12 protein-coding genes are annotated in these 14398 nt (G+C 54.9%); 9 read left to right on the top strand and 3 right to left on the bottom strand.

Annotated elements, in window-relative coordinates:
• Positions 1 to 46: 46 nt before the first annotated feature.
• From ABGT74_RS06670 to ABGT74_RS06705, 8 genes are all read left to right on the top strand, one after another.
• The gene (locus ABGT74_RS06670) at positions 47 to 790 is read left to right on the top strand and encodes a P-loop NTPase (RefSeq protein WP_297283919.1); all 744 of its coding nucleotides are present in this window, start codon (positions 47 to 49) and stop codon (positions 788 to 790) included.
• 122 nt (positions 791 to 912) lie between these two features.
• Positions 913 to 1323 carry a methylglyoxal synthase gene (locus ABGT74_RS06675; protein WP_125115826.1) on the top strand — a complete coding sequence of 137 codons (411 nt, stop codon included), beginning with the start codon at positions 913 to 915 and terminating at the stop codon, positions 1321 to 1323.
• A gap of 77 nt (positions 1324 to 1400) precedes the next feature.
• A complete protein-coding gene (gene hisS, locus ABGT74_RS06680; protein WP_346704954.1) occupies positions 1401 to 2759 on the top strand; it encodes a histidine--tRNA ligase in 1359 nt (452 codons plus the stop codon).
• A 21-nt stretch (positions 2760 to 2780) separates the two neighbouring features.
• Positions 2781 to 2999: a hypothetical protein gene (locus ABGT74_RS06685; protein WP_346704955.1), complete on the top strand. Its 219-nt coding sequence runs from the start codon at positions 2781 to 2783 to the stop codon at positions 2997 to 2999.
• Positions 3000 to 3022: 23 nt separating this feature from the next.
• Positions 3023 to 4834, top strand: coding sequence for an aspartate--tRNA ligase (gene aspS / locus ABGT74_RS06690; protein ID WP_346704956.1), 1812 nt, complete (start codon positions 3023 to 3025; stop codon positions 4832 to 4834).
• Between the two features lie 72 nt (positions 4835 to 4906).
• Positions 4907 to 6853: an LTA synthase family protein gene (locus ABGT74_RS06695; protein ID WP_346704957.1), complete on the top strand. Its 1947-nt coding sequence runs from the start codon at positions 4907 to 4909 to the stop codon at positions 6851 to 6853.
• 416 nt (positions 6854 to 7269) lie between these two features.
• A complete protein-coding gene (locus tag ABGT74_RS06700) occupies positions 7270 to 8991 on the top strand; it encodes a solute:sodium symporter family transporter (protein WP_346704958.1) in 1722 nt (573 codons plus the stop codon).
• Positions 8992 to 9120: 129 nt separating this feature from the next.
• Positions 9121 to 9525 (top strand): VOC family protein, encoded by a 405-nt coding sequence (locus ABGT74_RS06705; protein WP_346704959.1) that lies wholly within the window; start codon positions 9121 to 9123, stop codon positions 9523 to 9525.
• An 83-nt stretch (positions 9526 to 9608) separates the two neighbouring features.
• On the opposite strand, the gene iolD is transcribed toward ABGT74_RS06705, so the two are convergent.
• Together iolD and ABGT74_RS06715 are read right to left on the bottom strand one after the other, a co-directional pair.
• Complete coding sequence (gene iolD / locus ABGT74_RS06710) at positions 9609 to 11570, bottom strand: 3D-(3,5/4)-trihydroxycyclohexane-1,2-dione acylhydrolase (decyclizing) (protein WP_346704963.1); 1962 nt, start codon at positions 11568 to 11570, stop codon at positions 9609 to 9611.
• A 47-nt stretch (positions 11571 to 11617) separates the two neighbouring features.
• Positions 11618 to 12424, bottom strand: coding sequence for a 5-deoxy-glucuronate isomerase (locus tag ABGT74_RS06715; protein WP_346704960.1), 807 nt, complete (start codon positions 12422 to 12424; stop codon positions 11618 to 11620).
• A gap of 335 nt (positions 12425 to 12759) precedes the next feature.
• On the opposite strand from ABGT74_RS06715, the gene ABGT74_RS06720 reads away from it, so the two are divergent.
• Positions 12760 to 13635: an AraC family transcriptional regulator gene (locus ABGT74_RS06720; protein ID WP_346704961.1), complete on the top strand. Its 876-nt coding sequence runs from the start codon at positions 12760 to 12762 to the stop codon at positions 13633 to 13635.
• Between the two features lie 78 nt (positions 13636 to 13713).
• Here the strand turns inward: ABGT74_RS06720 and ABGT74_RS06725 are convergent.
• On the bottom strand, positions 13714 to 14398 hold a 685-nt coding region (locus ABGT74_RS06725; RefSeq protein ID WP_346704962.1), incomplete at its 5' end, for a DeoR/GlpR family DNA-binding transcription regulator.

Genomic DNA, 14398 nt, shown 5'->3' on the forward strand with positions numbered 1-14398 from the left:
GGTAGTTTATAATACAATATATAAGTTTTTGTATTTCGGAGGCGGTATGTTGAAGGTGATTCTGGTTGCGTCCGGTAAGGGCGGCACGGGGAAAACCTCCTTTACAGCGGGCGTTGGCGTTGCGTTGGCGCAGCTCGGGCACCGCGTGCTCCTGATCGACGGCGACTGCGGCCTTCGAAATCTGGATATTGTGCTGGGCATGTCGGACAGAGTGGTGTATTCCTTTGCCGATGTGGCGGGCGGTGCTGTGCCGCTCGGCGATGCCATGGCGCGGCATCCGGAGTACCAAAGCCTGTACTTACTGACGGCTCCGGTAGCGTTGCCTGCACTCAGTGAGCGCGGTATGGAGCAACTGGCGGTACAGGCGGAGGAAGCTGGCTTTGATTACCTGCTGGTGGACGGCCCTGCCGGGCTGCCTGCAGAGCTTTCTTTTCTGGCGCACATTGCGACACAGGCGGTCATTGTCACATCGACCGATCGGGCCTGCATCCGCGGGGCGGAGCGGTGTGCACGCAAGCTGGAAGAGGAATATTGTATTCAGCGCATTCGCATGGTGCTCAACCGGGTGCGTCCGCAGATGATCTGCCGCGGCAAGTCGGGCAATATCGACGACGCGATGGATGAAGCGGGTCTGCCACTTTTGGGCGTTGTACCGGAGGACGAGGATTTGATCTCCTGCGGCAACAGCGGAAAAAGCATTCTGACCATCAAGCATTCGGGTGCAGCGCGTGCGTTTCAAAACATCGCGCGCCGACTGGACGGCGAGCGAGTGCCGCTGATTCGCATTTGAGCGATACGATACATGGTTAAGCATCTTCCCTGCAAAACATCAGCAACAAAACAGCATGGTTGACGCAATACTGAGAGTGGAAACAGCATATATGTGGTATGTGGAAAGGGGATGTTTCGGAAATGAACATAGCGCTTATCGCGCACGACCGGAAAAAGGAACTGATGGTTCAGTTCTGTATGGCGTATTGTGGCATTCTGGCAAAGCATGATATCTGTGCAACCGGCACGACAGGAAAATTTGTGGAAGAGGCAACCGGACTGAAGATTGATAAGTGTCTGGCAGGCATGCAGGGTGGCGAGGAACAGATCGCGTCCCGCGTTGCGTATAACGAAATCGACCTTGTCCTGTTTTTCCGCGATCCCATGTCGAACTCGCAATACGAGCCGGATGTGCACGCCATTGCCCGGCTGTGCGATATGCATAACATCCCGATCGCTACCAACTCCGCAACGGCCGAAATGCTCATCCTTGGTCTCGACCGCGGTGATCTGGATTGGCGTAATATTGTCAATCCCAAGAATAAAAAATAAACGACAGAAAGCAATGCACCGGATGGGCAAATGGGCCTATTCGGTGCAATCGTCTGTCTTGAGGAGAATCAAAAAGTATGGAAAAAGTGAAACCCAGAACCCTGTCCGGCTTTATGGAATTGCTGCCCGCCCCGCAGGTGCAGATGGAGCGCATCATGCAGGTGTTGCGCGAGACCTATGCGCTGTATGGCTTTTATCCGCTGGACACGCCGCTGATTGAGTCCTCCGAGGTACTGCTGGCCAAAGGCGGCGGCGAGACCGAGAAGCAGATTTACCGCTTCACCAAGGGAGACAGCGACTTGTCGCTGCGCTTTGACCTGACGGTGCCGCTGGCGAAGTACGTCGCGCAGCACTACGGCGAATTGACGTTCCCGTTCCGTCGCTTCCAGATTGGCAAGGTGTACCGTGGCGAGCGCGCGCAGCGCGGTCGTTTCCGTGAGTTTTATCAGGCGGATATCGATGTGATTGGCGACGGCAAGCTGGACATCATCAACGAAGCCGAAGTGCCGAGCATCATCTATAAAACTTTCACCTCACTTGGTTTGGAGCGTTTTAAGATCCGCATCAACAACCGCAAGGTTTTAAACGGCTTTTTTGCCATTCTCGGCCTGACGGAAAAAGCAGGCGATGTGATGCGCACGATCGACAAGCTGGAAAAGATCGGTGCGGAAAAGGTCAAGGCTATTCTGGTAGATGATTTTGGCGTTGCAGCTGAAACGGCGGACGAGCTGCTGGCGTTTATCGAAACGCCGGGCGGTACGCAGGGCATCTTGGCTGCGCTTGATGGCTATAAGGGCAAAAACGACGTGTTCGATCAGGGCGCGGATGAACTGAGAACGGTTGCGCAGTACATGACGGCGTTCGGCGTGCCGGACGATCACTTTGAGATCGACCTGACGATTGCGCGTGGTCTGGATTACTACACGGGTACAGTATACGAGACTGCGATGCTCGACCATCCGGAGATCGGCTCGATCTGCTCGGGCGGTCGGTACGACAACCTTGCTGAGTATTACACCGACAAGCAGCTGCCGGGCGTGGGCATCTCGATTGGCCTGACCCGCCTGTTTTATGTGCTGGGCGAGCAGGGCTATCTGAACGACAGCATGAACAAGGCGCCGGCTGATGTGCTCATCCTGCCGATGACCGATGATATGGGCGCGGCGATTGCGCTGGCGACCAGCCTGCGTGACGCGGGCATCCGCACCCAGCTGTACAGCGAGCAGAAGAAGTTCAAGCACAAGATCGGCTATGCCGACAAGCTGGGCATCCCGTATGTCATTTTCCTCGGCGAGGACGAGATCAAGGAGAACGTGCTCGCGGTCAAGGATATGGAGACCGGCGAGCAGGTCAAGGTTTCGCTGGACGAAGCAATTACCCGCATCCGGGACGGCCTTGCGGCAAAGAATCAGGGCAAGGTTATCTGCGACAAGTAAATACAGGGGGTAGGATAGGATATGGACAACATCAAGCGTTTGATCTGGGGCTGCACGCAGATGGTCTGCGGGCTGCTGGTGATGCTGGGCGGTCTGCTCATCCTGTTGGTTGGGATGCAGAACGCAGGTATGCTCGTGCTCATTGGTTTTATAGTTCTGCTGGTTGGTCTGGTGCTCTTGCTGGCCGGCTACTTTGAGCGTGTGCGCCCGGCGCTGCGCGAAAATAACGATAACAAATAACATTAAGTTAAGGATTGATAAACATGAATGAAACTTCTATCCACGGGATGAAGCGCACGCATATGTGCGGCGACCTGCGCCTGTCCGACGCGGGCCAGGAAGTCACGGTCAACGGCTGGGTTGACCGCGTGCGCGACAACGGCGGCGTGCTGTTCCTGCTCGTGCGCGACCGCGCGGGCATTGTGCAGTGCACGTTTGACAAGTCGGTCAACGCCGACCTGTTTGGTACCGCCTTCACCTGCCGCACCGAGTTCGTTGTAGCCGTGCGCGGCAAGCTGGTCGCGCGCGACGAGGCGGCGATCAACCGCAAGATGCCGACCGGCGAGGTCGAGATCATTGCCGAGGATATCCGCATCCTTTCCAAGGCCGAGACCACCCCGTTTGAGATCGACGACTCCAAGGAGGTCGGCGATCAGGTGCGTCTCAAGTACCGCTACCTAGATCTGCGCCGCCCGTCCATGCAGAAGAACCTGATGCTGCGCCACCGCGTCACGCAGGTCGCGCGCAACTACTTTGACGAGCAGGGCTTTATCGAGATCGAGACCCCGATGCTGACCAAGTCCACGCCCGAGGGCGCGCGCGACTACCTCGTGCCGTCCCGCGTGCATCCGGGCAAGTTCTACGCCCTGCCGCAGTCCCCGCAGCAGTACAAGCAGCTCTTGATGCTCGCGGGCATGGACCGCTATATCCAGATCACCCGCTGCTTCCGCGACGAAGATCTGCGCGCCGACCGCCAGCCCGAGTTTACCCAGATCGACCTCGAGATGAGCTTTGTCGAGCAGGACGACGTGATCGCGGTCAACGAGGGTTTCCTTAAGCGCGTGTTCAAGGAAGTGCTGGATATCGATATCCAGCTCCCGCTGCCGCGCCTGACCTGGCGCGAAGCGATGGACCGTTTCGGCTCGGACAAGCCGGACACCCGCTTCGGCTTTGAGATCAAGGACATTTCCGACATCGCAGCAAACTGCGGCTTCGGCGTGTTCAAGGGTGCAGTGGAGGCTGGCGGTACCGTGCGCCTCATCAATATCAACGGCTATGCGGATAAGTTCCCGCGCAAGGAGATCGACAAGCTGGCCGATTTTGTCAAGACCTATCGTGCCAAGGGTCTTGCGTGGATGAAGGTCGCGGCCGATGGCTCGATGACCTCGTCCTTTGCCAAGTTCCTGACCGAGGAGGAGATCGCGGCCATCAAGGAGCGCGCGGATATGCACGAAAACGACGTGCTGTTCGTTGTGGCGGATGCCTCCGAGGAAACGTCGCTCGTTTCGCTCGGTGCGTTGCGCTGCGAACTGGCAAAGCGTCTTGGACTTGCAAAGAAGGACGACTTCAAGCTCCTGTGGGTCACCGAGTTCCCGCAGTTCGAGTACAGCGAGGAAGAGGACCGTTTGGTTGCCAAGCATCATCCGTTCACTGCGCCGATGGACGAGGATATCTCGCTGTTGGATACCGATCCGGCCAAGGTACGCGCCAAGGCGTATGATATCATCCTCAATGGCTGCGAGCTGGGCGGCGGTTCGATCCGTATTCACGACCCGGAGCTGCAGACCAAGATGTTTGAGGCGCTGGGCTTCACCGAGGAGCGCGCTAAGGAGCAGTTCGGTCACCTGATCACCGCGTTCTCGTACGGTGCGCCCCCGCACGGCGGTCTTGCTTACGGTCTGGATCGTCTGTGCATGCTGCTGGCGGGTCTGGATTCCATCCGTGACGTGATCGCCTTCCCCAAGGTGCAGAACGCGTCCGATCTGATGATGAGTTGCCCGGATGTAGTAGATGCCAAGCAGCTGGACGATCTTTCCATTGCCGTAACGCGCGTGGAAAAGGATACGGAAGCATAACAGCAGACCAAACAAAGCCGCTGCGGCAATCCCGTAGCGGCTTTGCTACTATGCAGAAGGAGAATAGCAAACGTGTACCCCAAATGTAAAGAACAAGCAAAAGATAAGAAAATTTTGGGTTATATTATCAATGCCGTGCTGGCGGTACTGCTGATTTATGCGGCGGTGTATCTGCTCCAAAAGGGTACGATCTTTTACAGACCGGAAAGCCAGAAGCCGCTCGGGGTTTTGGCAGCACTGCCATTTCTGCTGCGCCCGCGCAGACGGGCAACAGCGTTTGAACTGGCTGTGCATGATATTCTGGTGTTGCTGGCAGCCAGCTCATTTGCACTGCTGTTGACCGAATATGTGGTCAAGGGCGGCATTATTGTTGGCAATACGGCGATTTGGCAGGGCTATGTCTATCATGCAGCGATATTCGGGTTGGTGTATGTGTTTGTCGGCAGCATTCGGTTGACAAGTTGTATCGGCATGGGCTTGACGCTGCTGTATGCACTGATCGACCACTATGTGACGGTGTTTCGCGGCACACCGGTGCTGCTCAGCGATATTTTTGCCATTGGCACAGCAAAAAATGTTGCAGCAAACTATTCAGTGCCGGTGGAGCTTTCCGTTTTGCAGACATTGGCGATAGCCGTGTTGTTCTGTATTGCCGTATGGCGCATGCGCCGGGTATCAACACCGAGACGCTGCCAGTTTATCACCTGTTCTCTGTTGCTTTCCGGCTGGCTGTATGGATTAAAGCTCGCAGGCAACAGCTTTGGTTTCTGGCAGGGGAATTTGGAATACAGTGAGTGGTATTATTTCTGTCGGACGGCGGGCAACGCCATTGTGGAGCAGCCAACAGGGTATTCTGCCGATGCTTTGGCACAGATCACCGAAGAATATGATGGAACAAAAGAAGAATTTCGCCCCAATATCATCATGATTATGAATGAATCGTTTGCTGATTTGCATGATGTGGGGGATTTCGAGACAAACGAGGATTATTTGCCGTTCCTGCATTCGCTGGAAGGAAGGGAAAATACGATCACCGGTGATTTGCTGGTGTCCACCTTTGGCGGGGGCACGGCGACGACTGAGTTTGAAGTGCTGACAGGGGATACCATGGCGTTCCTACCGTATGGCTGTTCGCCGTATCAGATGTATGTCAAGCGCGAGACGCCGGGGGTGGTATCTGGGCTCGCTGCGCAGGGATACCAAACCGTGTCGCTGCACCCTTACCGTGCGACCTCATGGAATCGCCAGCAGGTATATGAGCGGCTGGGCTTTGATACGCAGCTGTATGAAGATGATTTCGGAGAAGAGGATACGGAGCGGTTGCGCAGCTACGTCAGTGACCGTTCGGATTATTATAAAATCTTTGAGGTTTACAGGAATAAAACGCCTGGTACGCCGCTGTTTATGTTCAATGTGACGATGCAGAACCATGGCGGGTACATACCGGACGACAGCGAAAACTTCACGCAGACGATCCATCTGACCGGGGAATATGCAGGCAAGTACCCGGAGGTGGATGAGTATCTGTCGCTGGCAAAGGAAAGCGATAACGCACTTGAGGAATTGCTGGCATACTTTTCTGAGGTGGATGAGCCGACCGCCATCATCTTCTTTGGCGACCATCAGCCGAATGTACCAAGCGCTTTTTATGATGAACTGCTCGGAAACACGGATGCAGATCGCGCACCTGAGGAAAAGCAGAAGAAAATGGTAACGCCGTTCTTCATTTGGGCAAACTATGATATTGAAGAACAGCAGGATGTGCAGATCAGCGCAAATTATTTAACTGCTTTTGCACTGGATGCGCTTGGATGTTCCACATCCGGATATGATGCGCTTCGTTTGGCTGTGCGCGAGCAGATACCGCGCATCAATAATGCAGGGTACTATTTACCGGATGGAAGCTGGATGGCAATGGAAACGGTTGAGCCAGATACGTTGCTTGCTAAATATCAAATGATGCAGTATGCGCAGCTGTTCGATGTGAATAAACGGGATGACACATGGTATGAGCCATGAGAAAAAGTGCTCCGCGCCAAAGGTGCGGAGCACTTCTTTATGCTTCTTTGTAAAAAGTGAACAATAAATTTTGAGCACATAAATGATTATAAAATGAGTAATTTATTGTGAAAATAAAAATTTTTTAGTGCGAATTTGACAAAAAGGAAAAATGGATTATGTGCAATAAAACAAAGTGCTCAGAAAAACTCAAAAATGTTTTGCCAACGCAGGAACATGGTGCTAAAATGTATGACAGGAAACAGGACACGGTTTGCGTGCACGTTAAGGATCTTCGGTGAAAACTGGTGGTCCGTTTTTTTGGGTGTTTGCGTGCGCGCGCCCGCAAAACAGCTGCTTTGCATTGCTGGGGAGTATGCGAAGCAGAAGTCCTATGATCCGGGAAAGAAAGAAAAAAACAAGAAGGGGAGAAAAACATGCAGTTTTTTAATTCCTTGACGTTCGCCGCGATTTCCTTCGTGGCATTCACGGCGCTCGTCGCAGTTATCTCGTGGTGGAAAACCCGCGGCGATAATCTGGATACGCAGGACGGCTATTATCTGGCCGGCCGCGGCTTGACAGGTCCGGTTATCGCGGGTTCCCTGCTGATGACCAACCTGTCCGCAGAACAGCTGGTCGGTAACAACGGTCAGGCGGTTCGCGTTGGTATGAGTACGATGGGCTGGGAGGTTACTTCCGCTATTGCGCTGGTTATTCTGGCGTTTGTGCTGATGCCCAGATACCTTAAGACGGGCCTGACTACCATCCCGCAGTTTTTCGAGCAGCGGTATGACGCAGGCACACGCCGTCTGGTTTCGATCATCGTGCTGCTCAGCTATGTAGTTATCATGCTGCCGAACATCCTGTATGCCGGTGCGCAGGTGTTTGTAAACATCTTTGGTCTGGACGAAATGCTCGGCATTTCGTATTTTGCAGCAATCGCCATCGTGTGTGTGGCTACTGCGGTCGTAGGTTCGATCTACGCGATTTTTGGCGGCCTGAAGGCCATTGCACTGTCCGACTCGATCAATGGTCTTGGTTTGATCGTCGGCGGCTTGTTGGCGCCGGTGTTCGGCCTCATGTTCCTGTCCGGCCAGTTGGGCGGCGACGGCTCGTTCCTCGACGGCTTTGACAAGTTCCTGCACACCGATCCGGCATACTTGAATGCCATCAACGAAGCAAACTCTCCCGAGCCGTGGCTTCCGTGGCCGCTGCTGCTGACCGGTCTGCTGGTCAACAACATGTATTACTGGGCAACCAACCAGTCCATCATCCAGCGTGCCTTTGGCGCGAAGAACCTGAAGGAAGCGCAGAAGGGCGCGGTATTTGCGGGCTTCCTCAAGATCATGACCCCGCTGATTATCGTTGTGCCGGGTGTTATCTGTGCGCTGGCCTATCCCGGTCAGGACTGGGGCAGCGGCGACTCGGCTTATCCGATGCTGGTTGCGCAGGTTATGCCTAAGCCGGTGCTGGGCTTCTTCGCAGCGGTTATGTTCGGTGCGATCCTCTCGTCCTTTAACTCGGTGCTCAACTCTGCATCCACCATTTATGCGCTGGATATTCACCGTCCGATCTTCAATCCGACTGCATCCGATGCGCACATGGTTAAGGTTGGCCAGAATTTCGGTACGATCGTCGCGGTCGTATCCACCATCATGAGCCCGTTCATGCTGTACATGGGCGGTATCACGAGCTTCGTAAACTCGGCTTTTGCTGCGTTTAACACGCCGATCTTCGTGTGCCTGCTGTGCGGCTTCTTCTGGAAGAAGGTACCGGCTATTGCGGCGAAGATCGTCATTCCGGTGCACGTTGTGCTGTATTTCACCTTGCAGTTCGGTCTGCGCAACGTGATTCCGTTCCTCAAGGATGTGCATTATCTGTACTTTACCGCCATCCTGTTCGTGTTCGACATGCTGCTGATGTGGGTGATCGTCAAGAAGAATCCGCGTCCGGAGGATTTTGTGCTGCATGATGCCAAGGCGGTCGATATGACGCCGTGGAAGAACGGCAAGATCTGGGCGACGATTACGCTGCTCGTCATGGTGGCGGCGTATATCATCTTCTCTCCCCTTGGCTTCGGCAAGAGCGAGACCTCTACCTTTGAACGCTATCAGGCAAATCAGGCATCTACCTCGGTTACCGAGACGGTGCAGGAATAAGAGGGTACATAGCGATCAAGAGGGCTGTCCCTACTGTGGGGCAGCCCTCTTCTTTTTGTGCAGCGGGGAAAAGACTTTGCATGCCCGCTGGAATGTGTTAAAATGATACCAATAAGGAGGCTTGTTGAGATGAAGGAGTTATACAAAGGATTAGGCCATATCGCGATTTATACCGTGGATATGGAGGAAAGTATTGCGTTTTATGAGAAGATCGGCGGCAGTGTATATAAGCGCGACGCGGTGCCAACGCCGACAGGAGAAAAGAAGCTGACGTTGGTGGAGTTCGGTGGTTTCCTGCTCGAACTGATCGAGCCGCCTGCGGATGAGCTGGTTCCAGCGGGGGAGGGCAGCATCCCGCATTTTGCGGTGTATGTGGACGATCTGGACAAGGCTGCTGCTGCACTCAAGGAGGCTGGCGTGATCTCATTCATGACGCCGGAGAAAAAGGTCATGCCGGAGACCTTCGGCGGCCTGCAAAACTGGTTTTTCACCGGCCCGTCCGGAGAAGAGATTGAGCTGCTGCAAATGCTGTAAGTGACAATAGTCTATATGAAAAAAAGAGAACGCCTTCGGGAAAATCCCGAAGGCGTTCTTTATAAAAGAGAGTAAGAGAGAGATCAATAATGACGGGCTTCGTACAGGTGATCTTCGATCGCCTTGCGGGCAGCCTGTACTTCCGGCTTGGTGGATACTTCCGCAACGCCGACACGCCACCAGTTTTCATAACCAGCAGACATCGTCTTGGGAAGAACCTTCATGTCAATAACGGTAGAAACGGTCTGCTTCTTCGCGTCCTCAATGGCAGCCTTCAGCTCATCCATGGTCTTGACGGTGTAGGTCTTGCAGCCGTATGCCGCGCCGATAGCAGCGTAGTCGATCTGCATAACCTTGCCCTTGTGGATACCGTTGGTCACGCCGTCCTCGAGCATGTTCTTCTCGGTGCAGATGCAGGCATTGCCCTGACCAACCTCGAGGTTGTTGATGCAGCCGAAGGAAGCGTTATCAAACAGCATAACGTTGATCTTCTTGCCGATCTGGACAGAGGTGATCAGCTCGGAGTGCAGCATGTCGAACGAACCGTCGCCGCACATTGCGTAAACTTCCTTGTCCGGGCAAGCCAGTTTCGCGCCCAGTGCGGAAGCGATTTCGTAGCCCATGCAGGAGTAGCCGTACTCCATGTGATAGGTGTTGATCTTGGATGCACGCCACAGACCCTGCATATCGCCCGGCAGCGAACCGGCAGCAGCACAAACGATGGAGTCATCGTCGATCAGGTGGTTGATCGCGCCGAGAACTGCGGTCTGGCAGAGCTTGCAGCCGGTGTCCTCGATGTACTTCTCAACGCACTCGCGGTTCGCGTCGTTGATTTCCGGAATGAAGGAGTCCTTGTCGGTGTAGGTGCAGTTATCCAGACGCTCGACCTCAGTGAACCACTCCTTGCGGTAAGCGGCAACCGTCTTAGCATATTCCTCATCAGTGTGATAGCCGATCTTCTTGAGCTCTTCGCCGATTGCGGTCAGCGCCTCGTTGGCATCAGCTACAACCGGGGTTGCGTCCATCTTGTACGCCTGGAACTCAGACGGATTGATGTTGACGAACTTAGCGTCCGTGCGGTACAGCCACTTGGAAGCGGTGGTGAAGTCGGTGTAGCGGGTGCCGACACCGATGACAACGTCCGCCTCGTGCGCCAGCTTGTTGGCAGCGATGCCGCCGGTGGTGCCCAGACCGCCGAGGTTCAGCTCGTGGGTCCATTCCACCGCGCTCTTGCCCGCCTGGGTTTCGCCGAAGGCAATGCCGAAGTCCTCAGCGAACTTCTTGAATACCTTGTGCGCTTCTGCGTAGCGAACACCGCCGCCGCAGATCAGGAGCGGCTTCTTTGCGTTCTTGATGACTTCAACAGCCTTCTCCAGCGCATACTTGGTGATCGGACGACGGTCGATGCGCCATACGCGCTTCTGGAAGAAGTCAACCGGATAGTCGTAAGCTTCCGCCTGTACGTCCTGCGGCAGGGAGATTGCAACCGCGCCGGTGTTGGCGGTGTCGGTCAGTACGCGCATCGCGGAGATCATGTCGGTCATGACCTGCTCCGGACGGTTGATGCGGCCCCAGTACTTGGTGACAGCCTGGAACGCGTCGTGCGCGGAGATGGTCAGGTTATGCGGCTGCTCCATCTGCTGGAGAACCGGGTCAGGCTGACGGGAAGCGTAGATATCGCCCGGCAGGATCAGAACCGGGATGTTGTTGGCAGTAGCGGTTGCAGCGGCGGTGATCATGTTGCACGCGCCGGGGCCGACAGAAGAGGTAGCAGCGAAGATCTGCTTGCGGCGCATCTGCTTTGCATAGCCGACAGCGGCCAGCGCCATGCCCTGCTCGTTCTTGCCCTGATAGACAACCATGTCCTTCAGTTCCTGCTCCACGCCGTTGCAGAAGCCAACGACGTTGCCGTGGCCGGGCAGCATGAAGATGCCCTTGACGAACTTATGCTCCTGCTCGTTGCCATCCATGTCAATGTAGCTGACATACTGGTTCTCGAGGAAGCGGACGAGTGCCTGAGAAGCGGTCAGGCGTACAGTTTCCATATGCTTCATAGGTATGTATTCCTCCTAATTGATTTTCGGATGTTGAATCAGTTGCCGGTCGGGCAGTGCCAGATGTGGTCGTTGGCATCATCTTCGAGCAGCCACAGATGTTCCTCGTCGTCGATACGGGTCTTGTCCCACGGGTTGCCCGGCAGATGGCGGATGCCCCATGCGTAGCAGCAGGAGTAACCCGGTGCGGTAACCTGAGAGTGCATCTTGTCGGTGATGATTGCAAGGCCGTTGTGGTGGGTCTCGTAGATCTCGCCGTTGCCCCAGCCTGCGCCGAAGCCCATCGGCTTGTCATAGCGGTAGAAGTAGCACTCCGGCTGCGGATGATGGTGCGGCGGATAGCTCGACCACTTGCCCGGCAGGTTGACAACTTCGCCCAGCACCATATTGGAGTAAGGCGCGTTATCCAGATCGAAGCAGGTGCGCACGTCGCGCTTGATGCAGCCCATCAGTTCGCCCTGATTGCCGCGTGCCCAAGTGTCGGTGTCTTCCGGCTTATACATCTTGTTCGGGAAGGTCTTGTCGTTCAGGGTCTTCTGAATATAGATATTGCAGGGGCCATGCGCGGTGATCTTCACCTTGGTGCCCTTGCAGACATGCAGACAGGACGGATTGTAGTCGAACGGATTGGGACGGTCGACATCGTAGGACTGGTCATCCCACTCGATCGTGCACTTGCCGTCGAACACCAGCGCAGCCAGTTCCTTTTCCGGCTCCTCAAAGTAGTAGGTGTCGCCATCCTCCATCACGAGCAGGGCAACGTCCATCATGGCGTCCTTGCCGATGCCTTCGTCCAGACGGATGTATTCGTTGTATCCGCGCTTGACTTGCTTATCAATGTACATAACGGTATCCCTCCAAAAAAAGATTTTTTGGTTGCATCGTCCGGCGCGGCGGCCGGACGGCTGGCGGATTGCTATGGACAATCTGCCGAGAATATTATAGCATGCGGCGGTGAAGGCTTTCAACCGTGCGCAGGCTGGTGGGAACGCTTTGGCATTTAGCACAAAAACCGGTAGGGTTCTTCTGACAAATGATACAACAAAAATACGATTTTCTGTTGCCGCACTCTTGCGTTTGTTCCCTTTAACGACTATAATTATAACAGATAACGGCAAAAAAGCTTGTAATATCTTAATCAAGAATAACACTATTTTAAGGAATCTTGCGGAGGGATTGCATGGATGCGGCAAGACGGGAAAAACGCGAGCATGGCACGCAGGCATTTCCCTTTCAAATCTATCCGGCGCTGGACGGCAGCGAGGCGGATGACAGCGATTTTATCCCATATCACTGGCATCCGGAACTGGAGATCATTACAGTCGATGCGGGACATGTGTCGTTGACCATTGCCGACCATGTTTACGAGGGAGAGCATGGCGATGTATTTTTCGCCGCGGGTGAGGAACTGCATGAGATCCGCGCGGCGGGACGGGAAAACCAGTTTCGATCTTTTGTGTTTGCGGCGGATTTTTTGCAGTTTGCGCGTGCCGATCAGGCCGAGACTGAGTTGCTGGCGCCGCTGGCGGAAGGACGGCTACGGTTTGCGACTAGCCTGCGCGCGGGAGAGGCGGGACAGCGTGAGGTGCGCGCGCTGCTTGCACAGATCGTCCGCGCTTGTCTGGGACGCGCGCCAGGATACCAGCTGGCGGTCAAGGCAGCGCTGCTGGGGATTGTGGCGGTATGCGCGCAGCAGGGCCTGCTGACCGGTCGGCGGGTACGTCCGGGTGCAGATTATAAGGCGCGCCAACTCAAAGAGATTGTTGGATATCTGGGCGCACATTTCACCGAGCCGCTGTCACTGACCGCAGTGGCTGCGCATTTCGGCTTGTCGCCGCAGTATTTCAGCAGCTTTTTCCGGGAGAATTTCGGGCGGACATTTACGCAGCATATCAATTCCCTGCGTATTGAGCAGGCAGCGCGCCTGCTGCGTGAGAGCGATCTTCCGGTTATGGAAATCGGTTTTAACGTGGGATTTGACAACTTCAGTTACTTTATTAAACGCTTTCGGGCGGTTTACGGCGTTTCGCCGTCCAATTATCGCAAAAAGGTCTGACAGCAGTTGAAAAAACAAAAAAGCGGCATCGGAACCGATCCGATGCCGCTTTTTATGTAATTAGTAAAGGGAACGCATTTATTCAAAGCGCAGCTTCACGCCTTCCTGCCGACACAGATCGACGTATTCCTTGGGCGGTTCGCGGTCTGTGATGAAAGCAGTCAGGTCTTTCAGGTGACAGAACGTGACAATGGCCTCCTTGCCGATCTTGGAGGAGTCCACCATGCCGTAAATCATGTCTGCACGATGGACAACCGCGCGCTTGATTTCCGCTTCGAGGAAAGTGGTGTTGGTCATGCCTGCGGTCAGGGATACGCCGGTTGCGCCCATGAACGCCTTATTGATGCGCATGGTGCTGAGCGCCTCAATGGTAGACAGACCGACAAAGGAATCGGTGGTCGGGCTGTAAATGCCGCCAAGCGAAATAATGTTCAGGTTATCGTATTTGGATGCCTCACTGAGCGCACCGAGCGAGTGTGTGATGATGGTGATGCGCTTCTTTGCAACCAGAAAACGAAGCAGACACAGTGTTGTCGTACCAGAATCAATGAAAATGGTGTCTCCGTCGGCAACCTCCTCCGCGGCGAGACGGCCGATCAGAGATTTGTCGATCGGATTGAGCCCGGAACGGATGGGGGTCGGCACAGCGCCGGAGGGAACGGTAGCAGTCACACCGCCGTACACCTTGGTGATATGTCCGCGCACCTCAAGTTCATTCAAATCGCGGCGGATGGTGTTCTTGGAAACGCCGAAAACCTCGCAT

It is taken from the genome of uncultured Agathobaculum sp., assembly GCF_963927765.1.
Taxonomy (GTDB): domain Bacteria; phylum Bacillota; class Clostridia; order Oscillospirales; family Butyricicoccaceae; genus Agathobaculum.

Excerpts from the sequence above, each read along its gene's own strand:
- iolD (WP_346704963.1), bottom strand. The coding sequence starts at position 11,570 with ATGGAAACTGTACGCCTGACCGCTTCTCAGGCACTCGTCCGCTTCCTC.
- ABGT74_RS06705 (WP_346704959.1), top strand. The coding sequence starts at position 9,121 with ATGAAGGAGTTATACAAAGGATTAGGCCATATCGCGATTTATACCGTG.
- ABGT74_RS06700 (WP_346704958.1), top strand. The coding sequence starts at position 7,270 with ATGCAGTTTTTTAATTCCTTGACGTTCGCCGCGATTTCCTTCGTGGCA.
- ABGT74_RS06720 (WP_346704961.1), top strand. The coding sequence starts at position 12,760 with ATGGATGCGGCAAGACGGGAAAAACGCGAGCATGGCACGCAGGCATTT.
- ABGT74_RS06670 (WP_297283919.1), top strand. The coding sequence starts at position 47 with ATGTTGAAGGTGATTCTGGTTGCGTCCGGTAAGGGCGGCACGGGGAAA.
- ABGT74_RS06685 (WP_346704955.1), top strand. The coding sequence starts at position 2,781 with ATGGACAACATCAAGCGTTTGATCTGGGGCTGCACGCAGATGGTCTGC.
- hisS (WP_346704954.1), top strand. The coding sequence starts at position 1,401 with ATGGAAAAAGTGAAACCCAGAACCCTGTCCGGCTTTATGGAATTGCTG.
- ABGT74_RS06675 (WP_125115826.1), top strand. The coding sequence starts at position 913 with ATGAACATAGCGCTTATCGCGCACGACCGGAAAAAGGAACTGATGGTT.
- ABGT74_RS06715 (WP_346704960.1), bottom strand. The coding sequence starts at position 12,424 with ATGTACATTGATAAGCAAGTCAAGCGCGGATACAACGAATACATCCGT.
- aspS (WP_346704956.1), top strand. The coding sequence starts at position 3,023 with ATGAATGAAACTTCTATCCACGGGATGAAGCGCACGCATATGTGCGGC.